General features: G+C 44.2%; 17 protein-coding genes. 6 read left to right on the top strand and 11 right to left on the bottom strand.

Translation table 11 applies throughout. The annotated features are described in order from the left end of the window. The 3 genes from pyrB to ACM2FC_RS10260 all read right to left on the bottom strand — a co-directional run bounded on the left by pyrB (position 1) and on the right by ACM2FC_RS10260 (position 3,685). Entirely contained in the window at positions 1 to 927 is a 927-nt protein-coding gene (gene pyrB, locus ACM2FC_RS10270) for an aspartate carbamoyltransferase (protein ID WP_498480825.1), read from the bottom strand. 262 nt (positions 928 to 1,189) lie between these two features. Beyond that, complete coding sequence (gene argF / locus ACM2FC_RS10265) at positions 1,190 to 2,191, bottom strand: ornithine carbamoyltransferase (RefSeq protein ID WP_498480824.1); 1,002 nt, start codon at positions 2,189 to 2,191, stop codon at positions 1,190 to 1,192. A gap of 117 nt (positions 2,192 to 2,308) precedes the next feature. Then, the gene (locus ACM2FC_RS10260; RefSeq protein ID WP_498480823.1) at positions 2,309 to 3,685 is read right to left on the bottom strand and encodes a PhoH family protein; all 1,377 of its coding nucleotides are present in this window, start codon (positions 3,683 to 3,685) and stop codon (positions 2,309 to 2,311) included. Positions 3,686 to 4,126: 441 nt separating this feature from the next. Here ACM2FC_RS10260 and rapA point away from each other — a divergent pair, with 441 nt between their 5' ends. The 3 genes from rapA to ACM2FC_RS10245 all read left to right on the top strand — a co-directional run bounded on the left by rapA (position 4,127) and on the right by ACM2FC_RS10245 (position 9,481). Then, positions 4,127 to 7,036, top strand: a complete 2,910-nt coding sequence (gene rapA, locus ACM2FC_RS10255; RefSeq protein WP_498480822.1) for an RNA polymerase-associated protein RapA — start codon at positions 4,127 to 4,129, stop codon at positions 7,034 to 7,036. Between the two features lie 157 nt (positions 7,037 to 7,193). After that, positions 7,194 to 8,798, top strand: a complete 1,605-nt coding sequence (locus ACM2FC_RS10250; protein WP_498481121.1) for an ATP-binding protein — start codon at positions 7,194 to 7,196, stop codon at positions 8,796 to 8,798. Continuing rightward, the gene (locus ACM2FC_RS10245; RefSeq protein ID WP_498480821.1) at positions 8,795 to 9,481 is read left to right on the top strand and encodes a response regulator; all 687 of its coding nucleotides are present in this window, start codon (positions 8,795 to 8,797) and stop codon (positions 9,479 to 9,481) included. Before ACM2FC_RS10250 ends, ACM2FC_RS10245 begins: the two co-directional genes overlap by 4 nt. A gap of 42 nt (positions 9,482 to 9,523) precedes the next feature. Here ACM2FC_RS10245 and ACM2FC_RS10240 read toward each other — a convergent pair whose 3' ends face one another. The 4 genes from ACM2FC_RS10240 to ACM2FC_RS10225 form a co-directional block, all read right to left on the bottom strand. Beyond that, on the bottom strand, positions 9,524 to 11,053 hold the full coding sequence (locus ACM2FC_RS10240) for a tripartite tricarboxylate transporter permease (protein ID WP_498480820.1): 1,530 nt from the start codon (positions 11,051 to 11,053) through the stop codon (positions 9,524 to 9,526). A gap of 9 nt (positions 11,054 to 11,062) precedes the next feature. After that, positions 11,063 to 11,542 carry a tripartite tricarboxylate transporter TctB family protein gene (locus ACM2FC_RS10235; RefSeq protein WP_498480819.1) on the bottom strand — a complete coding sequence of 160 codons (480 nt, stop codon included), beginning with the start codon at positions 11,540 to 11,542 and terminating at the stop codon, positions 11,063 to 11,065. Positions 11,543 to 11,636: 94 nt separating this feature from the next. After that, positions 11,637 to 12,608, bottom strand: a complete 972-nt coding sequence (locus ACM2FC_RS10230; RefSeq protein ID WP_498480818.1) for a tripartite tricarboxylate transporter substrate binding protein — start codon at positions 12,606 to 12,608, stop codon at positions 11,637 to 11,639. Between the two features lie 244 nt (positions 12,609 to 12,852). Beyond that, positions 12,853 to 14,124 carry an NRAMP family divalent metal transporter gene (locus tag ACM2FC_RS10225; protein WP_498480817.1) on the bottom strand — a complete coding sequence of 424 codons (1,272 nt, stop codon included), beginning with the start codon at positions 14,122 to 14,124 and terminating at the stop codon, positions 12,853 to 12,855. A gap of 186 nt (positions 14,125 to 14,310) precedes the next feature. Between ACM2FC_RS10225 and rluA the strand changes: the two genes are divergently transcribed. Further along, complete coding sequence (gene rluA / locus ACM2FC_RS10220; protein WP_498480816.1) at positions 14,311 to 15,048, top strand: bifunctional tRNA pseudouridine(32) synthase/23S rRNA pseudouridine(746) synthase RluA; 738 nt, start codon at positions 14,311 to 14,313, stop codon at positions 15,046 to 15,048. A gap of 13 nt (positions 15,049 to 15,061) precedes the next feature. Here rluA and ACM2FC_RS10215 read toward each other — a convergent pair whose 3' ends face one another. The 4 genes from ACM2FC_RS10215 to pepA all read right to left on the bottom strand — a co-directional run bounded on the left by ACM2FC_RS10215 (position 15,062) and on the right by pepA (position 20,935). Next, entirely contained in the window at positions 15,062 to 15,841 is a 780-nt protein-coding gene (locus ACM2FC_RS10215) for a substrate-binding periplasmic protein (protein WP_498480815.1), read from the bottom strand. Between the two features lie 133 nt (positions 15,842 to 15,974). Beyond that, a complete protein-coding gene (locus tag ACM2FC_RS10210; protein WP_498480814.1) occupies positions 15,975 to 18,833 on the bottom strand; it encodes a valine--tRNA ligase in 2,859 nt (952 codons plus the stop codon). 107 nt (positions 18,834 to 18,940) lie between these two features. Next, entirely contained in the window at positions 18,941 to 19,390 is a 450-nt protein-coding gene (locus ACM2FC_RS10205; RefSeq protein ID WP_498480813.1) for a DNA polymerase III subunit chi, read from the bottom strand. 39 nt (positions 19,391 to 19,429) lie between these two features. Further along, positions 19,430 to 20,935, bottom strand: coding sequence for a leucyl aminopeptidase (pepA, locus tag ACM2FC_RS10200; RefSeq protein ID WP_498480812.1), 1,506 nt, complete (start codon positions 20,933 to 20,935; stop codon positions 19,430 to 19,432). Between the two features lie 189 nt (positions 20,936 to 21,124). Between pepA and lptF the strand changes: the two genes are divergently transcribed. Together lptF and lptG are read left to right on the top strand one after the other, a co-directional pair. Beyond that, positions 21,125 to 22,228, top strand: coding sequence for an LPS export ABC transporter permease LptF (gene lptF, locus ACM2FC_RS10195; protein ID WP_498480811.1), 1,104 nt, complete (start codon positions 21,125 to 21,127; stop codon positions 22,226 to 22,228). Positions 22,229 to 22,231: 3 nt separating this feature from the next. After that, the gene (lptG, locus tag ACM2FC_RS10190) at positions 22,232 to 23,302 is read left to right on the top strand and encodes an LPS export ABC transporter permease LptG (RefSeq protein WP_498480810.1); all 1,071 of its coding nucleotides are present in this window, start codon (positions 22,232 to 22,234) and stop codon (positions 23,300 to 23,302) included. Positions 23,303 to 23,312 lie beyond the last annotated feature (10 nt).

The following is a 23,312-nucleotide window of genomic DNA, read 5'->3' as shown; positions in this document are numbered from 1 at the left end:
TTACAATGTTTCATTCAGCACGAGTGCTAATAGCGCTTGTCGAGCAAACACGCCATTTTCTGCTTGTTGAAAATAGTAAGCATGCGGTGTTTTATCCACATCAACCGTTATTTCATCTACTCTTGGCAGAGGGTGGAGAACCTTAAGGTTCTCTCTAGCATTCGCGAGTAGCTCTGCTCGCAAAATATAAGCAGACTTAATATGAGCATACTCAGACTCATCAAAACGCTCTTTTTGAACCCGAGTCATGTAGAGAATGTCGAGCTCGGGAATCACGCTTTCCATGTCAGTGTGGCAGCTATATGGAATGTCGGCATCATCAAGCTCTTCACAAATGTAGTCAGGCATGGCTAACGCTTCAGGGGCGATAAAGAAGAAGCGAACATTGTTAAATTTAGCCAGAGCTTGAGTGAGGGAGTGAACAGTTCGGCCATATTTCAAATCGCCAACGAAAGCGACGTTAAGATTGTCTAGACGCCCTTGCGTTTCGGAGATCGTGAATAAATCAAGCAAAGTTTGAGTAGGGTGCTGATTAGCTCCATCACCCGCATTGATAACCGGGACGCTGTTGGAAAACTCTGACGCTAAACGCGCAGCCCCCTCTTGTGGATGGCGCATGACAAAAGCGTCAACATAGGACGAGATCACCTGCACTGAGTCGGCTAATGTTTCTCCTTTTTTTGCTAGAGAGGTGTTGCCGCCGCTGTCAAAACCAATAACATCTCCTCCGATTCGTTGAATAGCGGTTTCAAAGGATAGACGGGTACGTGTTGAAGGCTCAAAGAAACAGCTAGCCACAACCTTATTTTTTATAAGTTCTGGATTAGGTTTAGCTTTCAATTGGCTAGCGGTGTCAACGATCAGTTCCAGCTCTGCGCGCGAAAGCTCTGGAATCGAGATGATGTGTTTTTGATAAAGCGAGCTCACCTTAGTCTCCTTCCTGTTTTCTAGTTGCAAAAGGGCAAATTGCTAAATCTCAATAAAAAAGCCTCCCATATGGGAGGCTTTTAAAAATTCTCTTCTAAATCAGGTAAGTATCGAATAACTACGCCATACTGCGTTACATCAGTATTGGCCATTACCGATTGTAATGATTGGCTTTGCATTGACTTACCCTCAGACAAATTGCCGAGAATTATACTCGGAACTTTCTAGAGAGCAAGCGTTTGCGTCAAAGTTTTAGCTTGTGTTATTCACCCAGTGTAGCGAGCATAACGGCTTTGATCGTGTGCATGCGGTTTTCTGCTTCATCGAAAACAATCGACGCTTCAGATTCAAACACTTCTTCTGTCACTTCCAAGCCGTTGAGGCCATATTTCTCTGCAATTTGTTTACCAATCGTCGTATCATTGTTGTGAAATGAAGGCAGGCAATGCATAAACTTAACGTCTGGGTTTTGCGTTGCAGCCAGTAACTCAGAGTTGATTTGATAAGGTAGCATCTGTTTAACCCTAGCGTCCCAAGATTCAATAGGTTCACCCATCGAAACCCAGACATCGGTGTAGACAAAGTCGCAGCCTACAACACCAGCTTCTGCATCTTCTGTCAGAGAAATGTTGGCACCAGAGTCAGCGGCTATCTTTTCGCACTTACTCACTAGATTCGATTCAGGCCAATACTCTTTCGGCGCGACCAACCTAATATCCATGCCCATTTTTACTGCGCCTACTAGTAACGAGTTGGCGACATTGTTGCGAGCATCGCCTAAGTAAGCGAACTTAATTTGGCTGAGAGGTTTATTGTGGCTGTATTCCAACATGGTTAAGAAATCAGCGAGCACTTGCGTTGGGTGGAATTCATCGGTTAAGCCATTCCACACAGGCACTCCTGCATGTTTGCCCAAGCTTTCTACCAGATCTTGGCTAAAGCCTCGATATTCAATGCCATCGTACATACGGCCCAAAACACGCGCAGTATCTTTCATGGTTTCCTTGTGGCCAAGCTGAGAGCCTGAGGGACCAAGGTAGGAGATGTTAGCACCAAGATCGAAAGCGGCAACTTCAAAAGCACATCGAGTTCGAGTTGAATCTTTTTCAAATATCAGTGCGATGTTTTTTCCACATAATGGTTGATTTCTGATGCCTTGCTTTTTTTCTTTTTTAAGCTTGGCAGCCAGCTGAATCAAGTAGTGAATTTCATCGCTAGTAAAATCGAAGAGTTTAAGAAAATTTTTCTGTTTTAAGTTCACCATGTCGCCCAGTCTCTATGCTGAAGTCTACTGTGAACAAGTAAACCATAAAAAAACACCAAATGTGAATAATTATTTTAAAAATAAAGCGAAAGATGCATTAACTTTCGCTTTTTGTGACTATAAATTCTCTTCGGCGAATTCAGCAAGACGGCTTCGCACAACACCGTTGAGGTGAATGTTGGCACTGCCTTCGAAGTTCTTAAACCTTTCCACCATATAGGTTAGGCCTGAAGTTACCGGGGTTAGGTAGTGTGAATCTATTTGCGCGAGATTGCCTGAACAAACGATCTTAGTACCTTCACCACAGCGAGTGATGATAGTTTTGATCTGTGATGCGGTGAGATTTTGACACTCATCAAGCAGCACAAACGCGTTCTGTATTGAGCGACCGCGCATAAAGTTAATCGATTTAAATTGAATATTGGCTTTTTCACAAATGTATTTCATTGAACCTTCAGTGCAATGATCGTTTTTGTGTAGTGCCTCTAGCGTATCGGTTACCGCAGCAAGCCAAGGCAGCATTTTTTCTTCCTCAGTACCAGGCAAGAACCCGATAGACTCTCCGATATCTGGTGTATTTCGGGTCACAATGATCTTATCAAACATGCCACGTTCGATGGTTTGTTCTAATGCCGTTGCCATAGCAAGCAAGGTTTTACCGCTACCCGCAGCGCCAGTGAGAATCACCAAGTCAATATCTGGGTCAAGTAGGGCGTCCATTGCCATTCCTTGATAAACATTCTTTGGTGTAATGTCCCAAGCTTTGCGGTTCATCATGCGCTCGCGGCTAAGGTCACGAAGGGTGATGGTCTCAGGTTCCATTTTTTCGACGCGAGCGGCAAAGTCACTCTCTTCATCAATCACGTATTGATTGATGAAAGTTGGCTCAAAAGGTTCGCGACTTAGGGTATGAAAAGCGGTTCCTTCACAGGTATAGCTTTCGACTTGATCGATGTTGCTCCAGAACTCTCCTTCACATTGTTGGAACCCCTTGGTTAGGTATTGAACATCGTCAATTAGTTGGTCAGTTCGATAGTCTTCGACAAATCTCACTCCCGCACCTTTTGCACGAAGGCGCATGTTGATGTCTTTGGTCACTAAGACAACTTCACGAGGAGCCCGTTTGTTTTGTAAATACAATACGCCATTTAATATTCGGTTATCGCCCGCTTTGTCCGCAAATGCTTTAACGGTTTCTTGTAACTCAAAGTCCGCCAGAATCGAGATAGTGCCGCTGGCATCCATTTCATTTGAAAAATTAATACCTTCTGATATCTCATCTGGGGTGGCGTCACGGAAAATGTCTTCTAGTGCACGGATAGCAACTCGAGCATCGCGCGCGACATCTCGTTTGCTGTCTTTGATTCTGTCTAGTTCTTCGAGGACTGTCATTGGGATAACGACATCGTGTTCTTGGAAGGAATATATGGCAAAAGGTTCGTGCAGAAGAATATTGGTATCGAGTACAAATAGTTTCCGATCGGTATCGCCCATAAGCGTCTCCTTGCCGCGATGCGGCCTGTGCTTAGCAAAATAAGCTCGCAAGAGAGGTCGTTGGGTGTCAAGGCCTCGGAAGTGAACTCGGCTACCTGACGACGTCCTGCAAACCCGTGTTGATCCGTATCTTGAACATGCATGCTTAATGCCAACTATTGAGGCAATCATATATCATGCTTGCTCACCTAAAGTATATGTCATTCACATGATCCTGATGTTTAGATTAGCCACGGATTTTTGACACTTTGATGTCACGCAGAAGCTTGATAAAAAAAAACGGTAATTTACGGGTACTGCACGTGACCTGCTTCACAGGTTCGAGTAAGATTAGCGACCTTTTGATAGCCACGGCTGACAGAATCTTAATAATGTCAGCAGCCTTCTTTGTGGTTAGCGACTTTATATTGATTCGTTCAAATTAGATGAGGTAGTCAATCGATGACTTTTGCTTTGGGGCAGCGCTGGATAAGCGATACGGAAAGCGATCTAGGATTAGGAACCGTTGTTGCGGTAGATATTCGCACTGTAACTTTGATGTTTACAGCATCAGATGAGAATCGTGTTTACGCAATTAATGATGCTCCGGTAACAAGGGTGACATTCAACATTGGTGATACCGTTCAAAGCCAAGAAGGCTGGTCGCTAAAAGTCACAGAAGTACAGGAAAGCAACCATGTACTAACCTACAAAGGGATTCGCGAAGACACTCAAGAAGCGGATGTTTTACTTCGTGAAATCATGCTCAGTCATCAAATCCGTTTTAACAAGCCACAAGATAAATTGTTTGCTGGCCAAATCGATCGCATGGACAACTTTGTGCTTCGATATCGTGCACTTGTGAACCAATATGATCAGAATAAAAGTTCAATGCGAGGCTTATGCGGTATTCGCGCTGGTCTGATTCCTCATCAATTGCATATTGCTCACGAAGTGGGACGCCGACATGCTCCGCGCGTACTCCTGGCCGATGAAGTAGGTCTTGGTAAGACAATTGAAGCGGGTATGATTATCCACCAACAAGTATTGGCAGGAAGAGCTGAACGTATTCTTATCGTTGTACCTGAAACTCTTCAGCACCAGTGGTTGGTAGAGATGATGCGTCGATTTAATCTTCATTTCTCAATATTTGATGAAGAACGTTGTGTGGAAGCGTACGCTGAATCGGATAACCCATTTGATACTCAGCAATTGGTGCTTTGCTCGTTAGACTTTTTGAAAAAGAGTAAAAAGCGCCAGACTCAGGCAGTAGAAGCCGAATGGGATTTGCTGGTTGTTGATGAGGCGCATCACTTAGAGTGGAGCCAAGAGAAAGCCAGCCGTGAATATCAAGTGATTGAAGAGTTAGCAGAATCAACGCCGAGTGTGTTATTGCTGACTGCGACTCCTGAACAGCTTGGCCGAGAAAGTCACTTTGCTCGTTTGAGGCTGTTAGACCCTGATCGTTTTTATGATTATGATGCTTTTGTTAAAGAAGAGCAGCAATATGAGCCAGTTGCTGATGCTGTTTCTGTTCTGATGTCAGGTGAAAAACTCTCCAATGACGCCAAAAATCTAATTGCTGAAATCTTAAGTGAGCAAGACGTTGAGCCGCTATTTAGAATCATCGAAAGCGGGGCTTCTGATGAAGAAAAAGCTTCAGCTAAGCATGAGCTGACCGAAAACTTGATGGATAGGCATGGTACAGGGCGAGTCCTGTTTAGAAATACTCGCTCAGCTATCGAAGGCTTTCCAGAGCGAAATGTTCACTTACTACCAATGGATATACCAAGCCAATACGCAACCTCAATGCGAGTGAGCGGCATGCTTGGTGGGAAAATGCCTCAAGAAGCACGAGCGCTAAAAAACCTATATCCAGAGGAAATATTCCAAGAATTTGAGGGTGATGAAGCAAGCTGGTGGCAATTTGATACTCGTGTTAATTGGTTAATCGAAAAAGTTAAGCAAAAGCGCAGTGAAAAGATTTTGGTTATTGCCTCTCGGGCAACGACGGCACTTCAACTAGAACAAGCCTTGCGTGAGCGTGAAGGAATTCGAGCGACCGTATTCCATGAAGGCATGTCTATCATTGAGCGTGACAAAGCTGCAGCGTACTTTGCGCAAGAAGAGGGTGGAGCACAGCTACTGTTATGTAGTGAAATTGGCTCTGAAGGACGCAATTTCCAATTTGCCAACCAGTTAGTCATGTTCGATTTACCTTTCAACCCCGACCTGCTTGAGCAACGAATTGGACGCTTAGATCGCATTGGTCAAAATCGTGATATTGATATACATGTACCTTATTTGAAAGATACCGCTCAAGAGATTCTGGCTCGTTGGTTCGATGAAGGCCTGAATGCGTTTAGAGATACCTGTCCAACAGGCCGCTCTGTTTACGATAAGTTCTCTGAGTCGCTTATCGAGATGCTTGCGTCTGGCGATACTTCTGAACTCGATACAGTGATTGGCGAATCTGCGAAGCTCAATCAGTCTCTTAAGGCTCAATTGGAGCACGGTAGAGATCGTTTGCTAGAAATCCATTCTCACGGTGGTGAAGAGTCTAAAAACTTGGTTGAACAAATTGCGGCAAAAGACGGTGATATTAATCTAGTCACTTTTTCGCTCGGTCTTTTCGATACCATAGGACTTAACCAAGATGACAAAGGTGAGAATGCATTAGTTGTTACCCCATCTGAACGCATGATGGTACCTAGTTATCCGGGTTTACCTTATGAAGGCGCAACGATCACTTTCGACCGCGATACCGCTCTTTCACGAGAAGATATGCACTTTATGAGTTGGGAGCACCCAATGATTCAAGGTGGTATTGATTTGATCATGAGTGAAGGTGTAGGTACAAGTGCTGTTTCTCTCCTGAAAAACAAAGCGTTACCTGTGGGGACAATTTTGCTTGAGCTCGTTTATGTGGTGGATGCACAAGCGCCGAGAAGTAGTGGTATTGATAAGTTCCTACCTAAAACACCACTTCGTTTGATTTTGGATGCTAAAGGTAATGACCTTTCTTCACAAGTTGAATTCGAAAGCTTTAATCGTCAGTTGTCGCCAATCAACCGTCATATGGCGAGCAAAATTGTGGCATCGGTTCAAGGCCAAGTGCATAGCTTGATTGATGCCGGTGATACCCAAGTATTGTCTCAACTGGAATCGGTGAAACAGCAAGCTGAAAAAGATATGAAAGATAGCTTGAATAGTGAGTTGGAAAGATTGTTGGCACTGAAAGCGGTGAACCCGAATATTCGTGATGAAGAGATCACTGCGTTGGAGCTGCAAATTAAAGAACTGACTGAATATATTGGACGAGCTCAAGTTCAGCTAGACTCTTTGCGTTTAATTGCGGTGTCTCACAACTAACCTCACTGCTCTTCTTGTTAAAATGCCGCCATCTCATTGGCGGCTTTTTTATGCTTTATCGCCGAACAGACCAAACCCTAATTTATTGAGTTCTCTAACAGCAAGCTCGATTCTTTATTGTTATCGTTCCATTGAGATACATAAGGAGTTGATCTTGATACGCTGGAAAAATCTTAGCTTTCGTCGACGCTTGTTAGTGATCATGACGCTATCGGGTTTGATAGAGCTTTTGCTGCTAACCGCAGCCGGTTTTGCCTACATAAAGCACTCTCAGCAAGAAGAAATGGGCCTAAAAGCTTTAGGTATTGCTCAGTTTCTTGCTAAATCGCCAACCGTGGTGGAAATGGTGAGTAAGGAGGAAGCAGAAGAGCTGCCTCTGGAATTTAAAGAGCTCACTGAGCTGATTGGGGCAACTTTTATCGTTATCGGCAACGAGAACGGGATCCGTTTAGTTCATCCGGTTGAAGAGCGTTTAGGTAAACCGATGAAAGGCGGTGACAACGAGCAAGCTTTAGAACAAGGGCGTTCCTACGTGTCCTACGCAAAAGGCTCTTTAGGTAAGTCAATTCGAGGCAAAACACCTGTTGTTGATAAACAAGGTAATATTATTGGCGTCGTGTCGGTTGGCTACCTGCTTGAGAGCTTGCAAGATAGGATAGAACCCTATCTCGCCTTTTTGATTTCAATGGCATTTCTGGTGGTGATTGCGAATGCTATTTTATCCAATTACGCATCACGCCGCTTCCAAAAAGCAATACTAGGTTTTGAGCCCGAAGAAATTGGTCGACTGTATGTGGAACTCGATGTCACCATGAGCACGATAAAGGAAGGGGTGATAAGTATTGATAACCAAGGAAGCGTTCGTTCTATCAATAAAAGTGCTTGCGAAATACTTAAAGTTGAACGAGAAAGTGTGATTAATAAGCCAATTAAAACGGCACTTCCTGATAGCGATCTAGAAGACATATTGGAAACTCAACAGCCTCAACATGACGTCGATCTTTACCTAAACGATCAGCGTATCGTCGCCAATCGCAATCCGATCATTGTGCAAGGGAAGATTGTGGGCGCGGTATCGAGCTTCCGTCGAAGAGATGAAATAACGGAACTGACTCAACAATTATCCAAAACTCGTGAGTATGCAGATTTGCTTCGCTCCCAAACACATGAACATCAGAATATGCTTAATACGATCAGCGGGTTAGTACAACTGGGTGAAACTGAGCAGGTGCAGAAATTGATTGGGCAGGAATCCGAACGGTACCAAACTTTGATAGGCTTTATACGTGATGCAGTTAAAGACCCACTTATAGCGGGTTTGCTATTAGGAAAAACCGAGCGAGCCCTCGAGTTAGGCTTAATATTGGAGATTGACCCAGGAACCCGTTTAGAACGTCTACCTGAAGGGATTGTCACCGAAGATTTGGTGACAATATTGGGAAACCTGATAGACAATGCCTTTGATGCGATGACGTCTGAACGCAATAATTTAGAGAACAATAAAGTGCTGGTTTCTATTAGTGACTACGGCTCGGAGATTATTTTAGAAGTAGAAGATAACGGTTGTGGCTTGCCAGAAGACATAGTGGTATCCAAGCTGGTAGAGAAAGGCATCTCAAGCAAGGCGAAAAGCAATCGAGGCGTTGGATTATATTTAGTCAATAAACTCGTCAATCGGTATGAAGGCCAGTTAGAGTTAGGAGCAGATTCTGTGAAAGGGACACGAGCAACGGTTTATATTCCCAAAGGCAGTAAAAAATGACCACAAATACGAAAGTGATGATCATTGAAGACGATGTGGGCATAGCGGAGGTGCACAACCGCTATCTAAGTCAAATGGAAGGCTTTGAAGTGGTTGGGATTGCGACATCTCAAAGTGAAGCCGAGATGCAATTGGAATTGTTGCAGCCAGAATTAGTGTTACTGGATATCTATCTGCCTGATGGCAATGGTTTAGAAATATTGAGTCAAGTGAGGCAGCAAAAACAGCACTGTGATGTCATATTGATTACCGCAGCTCGCGATGTCGACACTCTGCAAGCAGCCATGCGGGGCGGTGTCGTTGATTACCTCCTAAAACCCGTCATTTTTTCTCGACTTGAGTCTGCTTTGCAAAAATATTTGGCCCAGAAGCGTGAGCTAGAATCGGCATCTGGACTTGATCAAAAGCTGGTGGATAAAATGCTGCAACCATCTTCTAAGTCCGAAGCCGAGAGTGATCGTCTGCCTAAAGGTATTGACGGAGTAACCCTAGATAAAATTCGTGATTTGTTCACAGGCGATAGTCAATTTACAGCTGATGAAGCGGGATTAAAAATTGGGGCGAGTCGCACCACCGCGAGGCGTTATCTCGAGTATTTGATTAGCTCTGGAGAGCTTGAAGCTGATGTTCATTACGGTTCGGTAGGAAGGCCAGAAAGATCTTACAAGAAAGTAGTCAGGTGATTTTGTCAGCTTCTGACTACTTAAGATTTATTGCAACACGCCCTAGTGAGTTGGGTTGGCGACGCCTCGGTTTCTAATGTGACTCACCAATTTAGCAACTAACGGGCTTAACAGCACAATCACTGCTAAACAGGTAAACACGCCAGTAATAGGCCTTTCCCACAAAAAGCTCAATTCCCCATCGCTTATCATCAACGCTCTACGCAAGTTCTCTTCCATCAATCCACCTAAGATGAAACCAAGTAACAGTGGAGCAAGCGGGAAGTTTGCCAGCCGCAGTGCAATTGCAGCCATTGCGATAAGCAGCATGATAAATATATCTACCGTATTAAATGACACTAAATACACGCCCGTAATGGAGAAAAATAGAATCATTGGCAGCAGAACTGTGCGAGGAACCATCAGCAATTTCGAGATATAAGGGATAAGAGGTAAGTTAAGGATAATCAAAACGATGTTGCCAAAATACATCGAAATGATAACCGACCAAAATACGTCTGGATGATCGACAAACAGTCTAGGCCCTGGCTGAATGCCGTACGCAATTAATGCGCCGAGCATAATAGCGGTTGTGCCTGAACCCGGAATACCAAGGGTCAGCAAAGGCACGAATGAACCACTTGATGCCGCGTTGTTTGCCGACTCTGGCGCGACGAGCCCGCGAATACTGCCTTTACCAAACTCTTCGCGTTTTTTCTTTGGAGCTAAGTTACGTTCCATACCATAACTTAAAAACGCCGCGATGGTTGCGCCAGCGCCCGGAAGAACCCCGGTGAAGAAACCAAGAATCGAAGAGCGCAATGATACAGGAGCAACTTCTTTGATTTCTTCTTTGGTGACTTTCATACTGCCGATGCTATCGAGCTTACTGCTTTCTTCTTTTCGAGTATCTTGCTGAGGTTTAAGAATACCCATCAATGTTTCACCAAGGGCAAATGTCGCCATGGCGAGCAAGAGAAAACTAAAACCATCCATCAAGTCAGTTAAACCAAAGGTAAATCGTTCAACACCGACACCTTTGTCAATACCAACTGTTGACATCATCAAACCAAGAATCGTCATCATCCATGCTTTTAATACTTGGCCTTTGCCGGCAAACGCTGCAACAGCAGATAGCCCTAACAGCATCAAGGCGAAGTAATCAGAAGACTGGAAACTGAGTGACACGCTAGCCAGTGCTGGTGCGGCAAATAGCAACATAATTGCTGAGAGTGTGCCACCAGTGAAAGATGAGTACGCCGCTAAAGCTAGCGCTTTACCTGCCATTCCCTTTTGCGCCATAGGGTAGCCATCAAAAGCCGTTACGACTGTTGAAGAGCAACCGGGTGCGTTGATGAGAATCGAAGACGTAGAGCCTCCAAAAACCGCGCCGTAGTAAACACCTGCCATTAAAATCAGCCCAGATGCTGGGTCTAATCCATAACTAATCGGGATCATTAGGGCAATAGCAGAGATCGGCCCTAATCCTGGCAACATGCCGATAAAAGTACCAACAAAGCAGCCTACAACGACCATCATGATGTTCATTGGCATTACGGCGGTAGAAAGGCCTGATAATATTCCGTCTAACATGAATGGCTCCTAAAACATTGAGAACAGAACACCAGGCTCTAGATAGATATCTAGGCCTTGTGTCAGTAATAAATAAAAAGCGATGACAAATGGAAATGAAGCGCCAAATAAGATGGATTTGCGTCTTTCACCCAATAGATAAAAGCCACACATTAGGAACAAACCTGTCGCTAAAACGAAGCCAATGTAGGTTAAACCAACACCATACAGTGCCATTAACGCCAAAAATCCAACTAATAACTTCCAATTGAATCCAATGACTGCACCACTTTTTTCATCAGGTTGAGCCGTGACAAGCAGTATCAAGGAAAGCAGGACGCCAATGACTGTTAATATTGATGGCAGAGTTCTGGCGGTAAAAGGTTCATATTCATCGCCCGGAAACATTGGGATTAATGAAGTTTGATAGCCGTAGCATAAACAGACGATAAGAAAAATCATCGCGCCGACTCGGTCACGACAAAATAGATTGCGGGTAGTAACAGACATAATGAGTTCCAGTGTGCGCAGGAGGTAGAAATAGAGCAGAAAATTATTATTAATTCGTGGTCATTTCTGCTCTCATCGATAAACGGCCAGAGTTCTAATTTAAGAACCCAAGCTCACGCATAAGCGAACCCATTTGTTTTTCTTGATCTTCTAGGAAGTGGTAGAAATCTTGATCGGCTTTGTAGTTGTCTATCCAGCCGTTTCGATTACGAACCGTTGCCCATTCAGTCGTTTTATACATTTTCGCTAGCGCTGAATTGAATTCATCAATTTTCTCTTGAGGTGTTCCCGGAGCTGCGAAAAATCCGCGCCAATTGGCAAACACTGTGTTGTTGCCATATTCTGCTAGCGTTGGAATATCTGGTGCGGCTTCCAAGCGTTTAGGCGCGGTGATAGCTAGAACTTTCACTTGGCCATTTTTCGACATTTCTAGTACTTCACCAAGCCCAGTTGAGAGCAGCTGTGTTTCGCCAGATAGAAGCGCAGCCATCGCCTTACCACCCGCATCGTAGGCAATATAACGGACAGATTTAGGATCAAAGCCTTCTCCTTTAAATGCGGCTGCAACAACCAAATGATCCATGCTTCCACGAGCAGAGCCGCCAGCGATTTTGACTTTTCGAGGGTTGTCTTTGAAATCGGCGACTACTTCTTGCCAGCTGTTGTACTTAGAATCAGCAGGAGCCACGATAGCGCCATAGTCAGCGATGGTTGCAGCAACAGGGGTCAGATCGCGAAAAGATTGAGGGAAAATGCCGGTTAGCGATCGAATGACAATAGGTGTTGAGTTCACCATTAAGGTGTCATCTTGACGTTTTGCGGTTTCGATAAGGTGAGCAATGGCTTTGCCGCCACCTCCACCGGAGAGGTTTTGGAAAGATACTTTATCGACAATGTGCGATTTGACTAGGGCGTCACCCGTGCCGCGTGCGGTCATGTCCCAACCGCCTCCTGCGCCACCAGGGATTAAAAAGTGAATTTTTTCCATGTCAGCTGCGAATGCACCAAATGAAAAGCTAGCGGCAATCGCCAGAGTGGCAAGTGTGTGCTTCAGTACCTTTACCATGTGTTGTTCCTCGTCTAAATAAACTTATTTGTTGTAGTTTTATATGTGTCATTTGTGTTTCTGTTCGTTGTTAATTGTTAACTTAGAGCGAGCAAACTAGATTGCACAGATAGAGGAATTAAAAAGAATAAAAAACAAAAGATAAATAAAGTTCATATTGTTCATGGAATGCTGACGAGGAGTCGAAAACGCAAAATCGCCTCTGAATTGAGGCGATTGAGTAGCAACAAAGACTTTTTGTAGGCTAGAAGAGCCACTTCCACCAAATGAATACCGCCAAAAAGCCAAACAGATAAAGTAGTCCCAGCATCGATAGGCCTTTCATTAGTTTCCCAGAACGAAGTGAGTCAGGAACCATAGAACTATTGATCAGTAGGTGATTGAGTAGCGCAAAAAAGGGTGTGGTGATAAAGGCTATTATCATGGCAAAGTTCAGCATGGGCATCAGTGCAGAAGTGAAAAAAGCCAATATAGCCAGAGCGCAAATAGAGATAATCCACATCCAGATTTGTGTAGTTCGGCTGCTGCATTCAGGCTTATTTTGTATTAACCGCTGTGATTCGGAGATCACTCGAGCGTAGCCATCAATCACTGTTATGGTGCTACCAAAGATACAAAAGAAAGCGATGACAGCGATAAGGTAACGAGACCACTCGCCAATTGTCGCCGCGTACATACCGACAAGTTGATGGGTAAAGCCAATGCCAGAGCTTGAAAGCTTTTCCCCTGAACCATGTAGGATTAGAGCACCTAAGGCCAGAAACACTAGAGCAAGTACAGCGGTGCCAATATAGCCAACGTTAAAGTCAAATAAAGCAGATTGCTTGGTGACGTATTGATGCCTTTTTTGGTTTTTAAGCCACATAGAAGTGATGCTGGAAATTTCTATCGGCGCTGGCATCCAGCCCATTGTGACGACGATAAAGCCTATTGCCGCTAAATTCCAAGGCGATACCTCTATAGCACTGGTACTAGCTTTAGAGGGAAGATCAAACGCAATCGCAACTGCTACTAATGTGGCGATAGAGAGCGTTGCCATAATGAATTTAGATAGAATATCTAAGGCGCGATAGTGGCCAGCAATTAATATTGCTAAGCAAACCGCGACAATGATTGCGCATAGCAGAGTAATAGGTAGGTTAAAGGGAATAAAATAGCTCAGCAAACTGGCGCTAAATATCGTCAAAGCCGCGGTGTTGATAACAGCAGAAATCACGCAAAGAAGAGCGAAGAAGTACAGATAAACTCTACCCAGCTGTGAGTAACCTTCTACTAAACTTTTGCCCGTTCCCATGGTGTATTGAACACCTGCTCTGAAAAACGGATATTTGAGGATATTTACTAACAGAATAAGCCCAGCTAACTGCCATCCGTATATGGCTCCTGCTTTGGTTGAGGCAACTAAATGCGATCCTCCGACGGCTGCGGCCGCCATCATAATGCCCGGTCCAAGTGATTTTACGAGTTTTGATAGTGGTAGTCGGGAGGTTGTGTTGAGCTCTGGAGTCTGGTCCATTGGTGCATCCTGCTAGCTAGAAATAGATATTATTGTTATTTGAGTTATTAAATCATTGAATAGGTTAAGGAGCCATAGCTACAATTGTGACGGGGACTACTTTTTAGTAGAAGGAATAGGATGGTTCGGTATAATTTGTCGCTTCAACTTTGATTCACTAAATTTAGAAAGGTCTCGTGCAGCGATATGGCGATGATTGATTACAAACCACCAACCGAGCCTTGGATCAACATTGTTTATCAAGATGAGGATATTTTGGTAGCCAATAAACCGCCTGGTTTATTATCGGTACCGGGCAAGTTAGAAGAGCATTACGATAGCTTGTGGAGTCGGTTGGTTGCAGAGTTTCCTGAAATACAGGTCGTTCATCGCCTAGATATGTCAACATCCGGCATCATGCTACTGGCTAAGAATAAAGACGCGGAAAGAGCGCTGAAAAAGCAATTCCAGTATCGGTTAACGCATAAAATCTATTACGCACGAGTGTGGGGAAGCCTTAACCATGATGAAGGTGAAGTGGATTTACCGTTGATTTGTGATTGGCCCAATCGCCCAAGGCAGAAAGTGTGTTTCGAACATGGTAAACCGTCGAAAACACTTTATCAGGTTGTTGAGCGAGAAAAGCAAACATGCGTGGTGCGCTTGCTTCCTATAACAGGACGTTCTCATCAACTGAGAGTACATATGCAAGCGTTAGGTCATCCTATAGTCGGTGATGAGTTTTACTCTTCAGGAGAGGCATTGGCGTTTTCTGAACGATTGCAATTGCATGCCGCTGAGCTGAGCTTTTATCATCCGTCGACTGAGAAGTTGTCTAGTGCTTTTGTCGAGTGCGAGTTTTACCCAGCGGCATACCAGCAAATTTTTCAACACTTTCATCCAGAAGAAAGTTTGCCAGACTACAAAAAATTACCCAGACCATAAAATGGATCTCGCATTACGGTAACGAGCTATTAGTCAATTGTTTGGACTTCCACTCCTTTAGTCCTTGATTAAATACTTTTCTTAGCTCTTCACTGTTAGCGTTTGCTTTAGGTAGTAGGAGAAAGTTGCTGTTACTCAGAAATGGAGTTGGGTGATAAGTAATTTGCTGTTGAATTTCAATCGGCTGTTGCTTAAGAGTGTATTGGCCAATGTGCACTTCTTCCGGGAAGAGGTCGATACGTTTATGGGCTAAGATTAGTAAGTTTTGCTTTGGCTCATTGACTCTTGTCATGGTGACTTGCCCCTGCTCAATGAGCTTATTGAGTTCCTCACCGTAGCTATAGCCTAAGCCTCCACCTAGGTGTTTCCCTTTTATATCGCCGATTTGTTTCCATTCAAATGGTGTATCTACATGATGGAAGAAAACAAACTGCTCTTGGCTGACTGGGTGGCTGTACAAAAAATGTTCGGTTCTCTTCTCGTCATACATCCAAATAGCGCTGGCATCGTACTTTCCTTGTTTAGTGTCGTTGTATGCGCGTTTCCAAGGTAAAAAGTAGAATTCCACTTGATATCCTTGGCTGGCAAATGCCTTGGTAACAATCTCTGCAATGAAGCCGTGATTTTCGAGATTTTGGCCGATAAAAGGTGGCCATTCACCCGCACTTATTCTCACGATTTTACTTTCACTAGCCACGCTTGGAGCTTGGTTAGCAAAAGCAAAATCAGCTAAAGCAATTGAAGCGAAAAGAGTAATGGAGAGGGTGCTAGATAGAAGAATGCGAAAATCCATAACTCGTCTCCTAAATTACATAACTGTCAATATAAAGGTTAGCTAATGAATCGCCAGAGATACAACTTAAGGAGTAGAGATAGAAAAAATAAAGGCAGCACGTTGTGCTGCCTTTATAGATCGGGTTTAACTATTAAAGGTTTGAAATAGTTAGCTTTTGCTCTTCAAGCTTAGCTAACGTTTCTTTATAGCCTTCCAGCTTTTCTTTTTCTTTGGCGACAACCGCTTCCGGTGCTTTAGCAACAAAACCTTGGTTACTTAGTTTTCCTTCAAGACGCTTGATTTCACCCTGAGTTTTCTTAACTTCGCCATCTAGGCGAGCAAGTTCTGCATCTTTATCGATTAAGCCAGCCATTGGGATCATCAATTCAGACTTGGCTACAAGAGCTGTTGCGCATGCTGGAGTCTCTTCATTTGCATCGAGGACTCGAACAGACTCAAGTTTGGCTAGAGAAACCAGCACTTGCTTATTCTGCTCTAAGCGAGCTGAGTCTTGTTCGCTTGCTGCTTTCAGCATCACTTCAAGAGGCTTGCCTGGGTTGATGTCGTATTCAGCACGTAGGTTACGGATGCTTGTGATGAATGACTTCACCCATTCAATGTCGTCAAGTGCTGCTTGGTTGAAGTTAGCTTCATCATACTGGGGCAGAGCTTGCAGCATGATAGTGTCGCCTTCAACACCGTCAACAAGTGGTTTCACGCTTTGCCAGATCGTTTCTGTAATATACGGTAGTACAGGATGTGCTAAGCGCAGAGTCTTCTCTAGAACAGTGATAAGTGTGCGGCGAGTGCCACGTTGCTGAGCTTCATTACCTTTCCAAAGGACGGGTTTAGTTAGCTCTAGGTACCAGTCGCAGAATTGGTTCCAGATGAACTCATAGATCGTATTCGCAGCCATATCTAGACGGAAGTTGTCGATGTGGCCGTTGAACTCTTTCGCTGCAAGCTCAAACTGGGACTCGATCCACTTATCTGCTAGCGAGTATTCAATATCGTTGCCATTAAAGCCACAATCTTGCTCTTCAGTATTCATCAGAACGTAACGGCTCGCATTCCACAGTTTGTTGCAGAAGTTACGGTAGCCTTCCAGACGCTTCATATCCCAGTTGATATCTCGGCCTGTTGACGCCATTGCTGCAAGAGTGAAACGCAGTGCGTCTGTACCGTAAGCTTCGATACCGTTTTCGAATGTCTTACGGGTATTCTTTTCGATCTTCTTCGCTAGCTGTGGCTGCATCATATTGCCAGTACGCTTAGTCACAAGCGATTCAAGATCAATACCATCAATCATGTCGATTGGGTCAAGCACGTTACCTTTCGACTTCGACATCTTATCGCCATTTTCATCGCGGATAAGACCTGTCACGTATACGGTTTTAAATGGTACTTGTGGCTTGCCATTGTCATCTTTACAGAAGTGCATGGTCATCATGATCATGCGAGCAACCCAGAAGAAGATGATATCGAAACCCGTTACCAGCACATCTGAAGGATGGAAAGTTTTAAGGTCGTCAGTTTGCTCTGGCCAGCCTTGAGTACCAAAAGTCCAAAGAGCTGAAGAGAACCAAGTATCGAGTACATCGTCGTCTTGGCGAAGTACAACAACAGGTGCAAGGTTGTTGTTTGCGCGCACTTCTTCTTCAGTGCGACCTACATAAACGTTTCCATCGTTGTCATACCATGCCGGGATACGGTGACCCCACCAAAGTTGGCGCGAGATACACCAGTCTTGAATGTCACGCATCCAAGAGAAGTACATGTTCTCGTATTGCTTAGGAACGAATTGAATCTCACCATCTTCTACCGCTTTAGTCGCAGTTTCAGCAAGAGGTGCAGCGCGAACGTACCATTGGTCAGTCAGCATTGGTTCGATGACTACACCACCACGGTCGCCGTAAGGTACCGTCAGGTCGTGATCTTTAATTTCGTCTAAAAGGCCAAGCTCTTCGAACTCTGCTACAACGGCTTTACGAGCAGCAAAGCGCTCCATACCGTGATATTTCGCAGGTAATTCAGTTGAGTAAGCATCGCTTGCTTCGCCATTAGTGTTGAACACTTCAGCCGCATCGCGAATGTCACCATTGAAGGTGAGAATATTGATCATCGGTAGCTGGTGGCGTTTGCCGACTTCATAGTCATTGAAGTCGTGAGCTGGCGTAATTTTTACGCAGCCAGTACCTTTTTCCATATCGGCGTGCTCGTCACCCACGATTGGGATGCGGCGATCAACGATAGGTAGGACAATTTCTTGACCAATTAGGTCTTTATAACGTGGATCTTCTGGGTTTACTGCAACACCCGTGTCTCCAAGCATGGTTTCTGGACGAGTAGTCGCGACGACAATATAGTCTTTGCCTTCTGCTGTTTTAACGCCGTCTGCTAGCGGGTAGCGGAAGTGCCACATGTGACCTTTTTTGTCTTTGTTTTCAACTTCAAGATCAGAGATTGCCGTGTGCAGCTTAGGATCCCAGTTTACGAGACGCTTGCCACGGTAAATTAAATCTTCTTCGTAAAGGCGAACAAAGACTTCTTGAACAGCATTCGATAGGCCATCATCCATGGTGAAGCGTTCACGATCCCAGTCGACAGATGCACCTAAGCGGCGAAGCTGTTGAGTAATGGTGCCACCAGATTGGCCTTTCCATTCCCAAATTTTATCGATGAAAGCGTCGCGGCCATAATCGTGCTTAGTTTTGCCTTCTTCAGCAGCGATTTTGCGTTCAACAACCATTTGTGTTGCGATACCCGCGTGGTCAGTACCAACTTGCCACAAGGTGTTTTTGCCTTTCATACGTTCACAACGAATCAAAGTATCCATGATCGTATCTTGGAACGCGTGGCCCATGTGTAGGCTACCAGTGACGTTCGGTGGTGGGATCATGATGCTGTATGATTCTTTAGTGGTGTCACCGTGTGGCTTAAAGTAGCCTTTTTCTTCCCAAGCTTGATAAAGAGCTTGTTCAATTGAAGTTGGGTTATATGTCTTTTCCATAGCGCTCTTAATGGATACTGTGATTGTGATTACTAAGTCAAACGTTATAAGTGAGGCATCTTAGCAAAAAAATACCTTAGCTATAAGATTTACTCGGCCTAAAGACCTTATGGGTGTTTTATGTCGATGGTCTGCATTTGGAAGCCAGATTGACGATATTGTTTAAATCGTTCTCGGGCTAATTGTTTTGCACTTTCATCGCAAGAGACGAAGTCTACCACCTCTGTGAACTTGTTCGCAAAGGTTGTATGTACATTCGCCAAATTTATTACGATTTGTCTGTTCCATAGTGACCCCGACCCTTGGAAGCCTATCTCTACATTTGCACCATAGTGAGGGCCTTCACCCACTAAATTATGCGGTATGAACTTTTCAGGTGAAGCGTTCCAGAATATCTCTGCAAGTTGTTCTGCTTGTACTTTATCTTCACAGTTAATGAATAACTTAGCGTTTTGCTGAACAAAAAAATGACAAAGAAAATGTACGTAATCCATCAAACCGGGATCGGTGGCTTGAGGGGTGTCGGGTGAAATTATATAGAAGGTCGCGTTGGCCATATGGGGAAAATTGAAAAGGGCCTTGCGGCCCTTTGAACATTATTCTTCGGCTTCTTCGCTTCGGTTAAGAAGGAACTGAACTAACAGAGATACCGGGCGACCTGTCGAGCCTTTCGCTGCGCCAGATTTCCAAGCTGTACCTGCAATATCAAGGTGTGCCCAGTGATACTTCTTAGCAAACTTAGACAGGAAGCATCCAGCGGTAATTGTACCACCAGGACGGCCACCAATGTTTGCCATATCGGCAAATGGGCTCTTGAGCTGATCTTGGAACTCGTCAGTCATTGGCAAGCGCCATGCGCGATCGCTGGCTTGTTCAGATGCGTTAATGATCTCATGCGATAGCGGATTGTGGTTAGAGATAACCCCACTGATATGATGACCAAGGGCAATTACGCACGCGCCAGTTAGCGTCGCGATATCGATGACACACTCTGGGCTGAACTTTTCTACATAAGTTAATGCGTCGCAAAGTACTAGTCGGCCTTCTGCGTCAGTGTTTAGTACTTCAACAGTCTGACCTGACATGGTCGTCAAAATATCACCCGGACGATAAGCTTGGCTGCCTGGCATGTTCTCACAGCCAGCAAGAATGCCGACCACGTTGATTGGCAAGTTAAGTTTCGCCAGCGCTTTCATAGTACCGAATACAGAAGCCGCACCACACATGTCGTACTTCATTTCATCCATGCCTTCGCCTGGCTTAAGTGAAATACCACCTGAGTCGAATGTCAGCCCTTTACCTACTAAAACAATAGGCTTGGCATCAGAATCTGGATTGCCTTTGTACTCAATCACAGACATCATGGATTCATTTTTTGAACCACGACCGACAGAGAGGTAGGAAGTCATGCCTAACTTTTCCATCTCCTCTTCGCCAACAATTTTCGTTTTGACGGTATCGAAATCGTCAGCAAGGCGACGTGCTTGAGAAGCAAGGTACGCAGGGTTTGCGATATTTGGTGGCATGTTGCCGAGATCTTTACAGGCTTTAACACCAGACGCGATAGCGAGGCCGTGGCCAATCGCTTTCTCACCAATATTCAGCTCGCGACGTGTTGGCACGTTGAAGACAAGCTTTCTTAATGGCCTACGAGTTTCTGGCTTGCTACTTTTGAATTGGTCAAACGTGTACAAGCCATCTTTGGTTGCTTCTACAGCTTGTCTTACTTTCCAGTAAGTATCGCGGCCTTTAACGTGGAGCTCGGTAAGGAAACATACTGCTTCCATTGAGCCTGTTTCGTTTAAAGTGCTAATGGTTTTTTGGATGATCTCTTTATATTGGCGTTCACCAAGCTCACGCTCTTTACCACATCCAACCAAAAGCACACGTTCAGATAGTACACCTGGTACTTGATGAAGCAGTAGCATCTGCCCAGGTTTACCTTCTAAATCGCCTCGTCTTAGCAACGAGCTAATGTAGCCATCGCTGATTTTATCCAATTGCTCTGCTACTGGAGAAAGGCGACGTGGTTCAAATACTCCGACAACGATACATGCGCTTCGTTGTTTTTCGGGACTACCACTTTTTACACTGAACTCCATGCGTACTCCTACATCCTGAAGACAAATAGAACTAAATGTTAGATAATGCATCTTAATTGTTGAATCCGTGCGCGGATCGTTTTTAAATTAGCAAACTAACAGTTAGAAAAAAATTAAAAAATAATAAGGTTCAACGGGAAATTATAGTGATTCGATTAAAAATACAAGTTTTGTGTAGGTAATTTCAACGTGATTATTGTTAGATATTTGATCCGCGAGACAATCAAGAGTCAGTTAGCGATCTTCTTCGTGCTTTTTTTGGTGTTTCTCAGCCAGCAATTTATTCACGTTTTAGGTGATGCATCTGACGGCAATATTCCAGCTAATCTCATCTTAACCATTGTTGGCCTAAATATGCCCAGAATGGGGCAGCTTATGCTTCCGCTCAGTATCTTCGTTGGTATCTTATTGACGTTTGGGCGCTTATACGCGGAAAGCGAAATCACGGTGATGAATGCCACAGGCATTGGCAATAAATTTTTAGTTCAAGCAGCGTTATATTTAGCAGTAATTACTATGGGTGTAGCTGCATTCAATTCATTTTGGCTTTCACCTTGGGGGCAACATAAAGTGGATGAAATTATGGCTAAAGTCGCTGCTCAAGATACAGTTGAACTATTAAAAAAGGGTACTTTTCAACCCACTCCTGATGGTTCATCGGTTGTGTTCATCGATAATATTAAAGATAAGAAGCTCACTAACGTTTTTGTTGCTCAACTTACCCCCAAAGGATCTCTCTTACCTAGTGTGATGTTTTCTCACACTGGTGATATTACGGAATCTAAATCAGGGCGACAGGTCATTACCTTATACGATGGGACTCGCTATGAGGGGGTTCCAACTCGAATGGACTATATGGTCACCAACTTTGATAAATACACTGGTGTGATTGGTAAACGGGCGGTTGGACAGCCGGGAAGAGATTGGCAGGCAACACCAACTTTAGATTTAATTAAGCTCAATAGCTTAGAAGCGAAAGCAGAGCTGCAATGGCGAATATCTTTGGTTGTTTGTATACCTTTATTGACTATGTTAGTTGTGCCACTTTCTAGGGTTAACCCACGACAAGGACGCTTTGCAAAAATGGGGCCTGCGATTTTAATTTATTTGACGTATTTCCTATTAATAAGTGCGATGAAATCGAGTGTTCAAGATGGTTCAATCCCTACTTGGATTGGACTGTGGCCCGCAAATGGGGCCCTTTTGATCGGTGCCATTTTAGTCAACTCGCTTGACAGTGTTCCGATGAGAAAATTAAAAGAAAAATTTACCCAGCGGAAGAAGGTGGCCTAAGCGGTGTTTAAAATACTCGATTTCTATATTGGCCGAACCATTATTGCGACAACGTCAATCGTGTTGGCGACTTTTGTTGGACTTTCGGCAATCATTAAATACGTGGAACAACTTCGAGCGGTCGGAGACGGAACGTACGACTTAATTCAAGCTTTTTACTATGTGATACTTAGTGTACCACGCGACATTGAAATGTTTTTCCCTTTAGCGGCGTTACTCGGGGCATTGATTGGTTTAGGCTCTTTGGCTTCAAGCTCTGAGCTCGTGGTAATGCAAGCATCTGGCTACTCTAAATTGGACATTGGTTTATCGGTGCTCAAGACAGCCGTACCTTTAATGATCGTGGTGATGCTGTTAGGTCAGTGGGGGGCTCCACAAGCACAAAAAATGGCTCGCGATCTTAGGGCCTATGCTACGTCAAACGGTAAGATTTTCTCTGCCCGAGTTGGCGTATGGGCAAGAGACTCAAATGATTTCATGTTCATTAGTAAGGTCGATAACAACAAAATATATGGTCTCAATATGTGGCGGTTTGGTAAAGATAAGCAGCTAAAAAGTGTTGTTTATGCCAAAGAAGCCGATTTTGTATCTGAGCACCATTGGGTGATGAAAAATGTACAAATCACTAACTTTGAAAACTCGCATAAGTTAACCAAAACAGAAGTGGATAAAAAGGTATGGTCAACGTCGTTAGAACCTGACAAGTTGGCCGTCGTTACGGTAAAACCTGCGGAGTTGTCGTTAAGTGGGCTGTTTGATTATGTCAGTTACATGAAATCCTCCGATCAGGATGCCTCTCGCTATGAGTTAGCGCTCTGGGGTAAAATAACCTCACCAATATCTATTGCAGTGATGATGTTACTAGCACTGTCATTTATTTTTGGCCCGCTGCGAAGTGTGACTATGGGAGCGAGGATTTTATCAGGAGTGATTGCTGGCTTTACATTTTATATTGCGAGCGAGTTTTTCGGTCCCATGACTTTGGTGTATGGATTACCACCATTTTTAGGCGCAATAGCGCCAAGTATTGTGGCATTGATAATTGCGTTGTTACTGCTGAGGCGAAAACTTTAGATTTGGTTTA

It is taken from the genome of Vibrio sp. A37 (genome assembly GCF_059777565.1).
The sequence above is the reverse complement of the archived record's forward strand: the minus strand, read 5'-3'. Positions and strand labels throughout refer to the sequence as shown.

What these genes read in the sequence shown, in the direction of transcription:
- rapA (WP_498480822.1), top strand. Translation starts at nt 4,127, where the DNA reads ATGACTTTTGCTTTGGGGCAGCGCTGGATAAGCGATACGGAAAGCGAT.
- ACM2FC_RS10215 (WP_498480815.1), bottom strand. Translation starts at nt 15,841, where the DNA reads ATGGATTTTCGCATTCTTCTATCTAGCACCCTCTCCATTACTCTTTTC.
- pepA (WP_498480812.1), bottom strand. Translation starts at nt 20,935, where the DNA reads ATGGAGTTCAGTGTAAAAAGTGGTAGTCCCGAAAAACAACGAAGCGCA.
- argF (WP_498480824.1), bottom strand. Translation starts at nt 2,191, where the DNA reads ATGGTGAACTTAAAACAGAAAAATTTTCTTAAACTCTTCGATTTTACT.
- ACM2FC_RS10260 (WP_498480823.1), bottom strand. Translation starts at nt 3,685, where the DNA reads ATGGGCGATACCGATCGGAAACTATTTGTACTCGATACCAATATTCTT.
- ACM2FC_RS10245 (WP_498480821.1), top strand. Translation starts at nt 8,795, where the DNA reads ATGACCACAAATACGAAAGTGATGATCATTGAAGACGATGTGGGCATA.
- rluA (WP_498480816.1), top strand. Translation starts at nt 14,311, where the DNA reads ATGGCGATGATTGATTACAAACCACCAACCGAGCCTTGGATCAACATT.
- ACM2FC_RS10210 (WP_498480814.1), bottom strand. Translation starts at nt 18,833, where the DNA reads ATGGAAAAGACATATAACCCAACTTCAATTGAACAAGCTCTTTATCAA.
- ACM2FC_RS10230 (WP_498480818.1), bottom strand. Translation starts at nt 12,608, where the DNA reads ATGGTAAAGGTACTGAAGCACACACTTGCCACTCTGGCGATTGCCGCT.
- ACM2FC_RS10235 (WP_498480819.1), bottom strand. Translation starts at nt 11,542, where the DNA reads ATGTCTGTTACTACCCGCAATCTATTTTGTCGTGACCGAGTCGGCGCG.
- ACM2FC_RS10225 (WP_498480817.1), bottom strand. Translation starts at nt 14,124, where the DNA reads ATGGACCAGACTCCAGAGCTCAACACAACCTCCCGACTACCACTATCA.
- ACM2FC_RS10205 (WP_498480813.1), bottom strand. Translation starts at nt 19,390, where the DNA reads ATGGCCAACGCGACCTTCTATATAATTTCACCCGACACCCCTCAAGCC.
- ACM2FC_RS10240 (WP_498480820.1), bottom strand. Translation starts at nt 11,053, where the DNA reads ATGTTAGACGGAATATTATCAGGCCTTTCTACCGCCGTAATGCCAATG.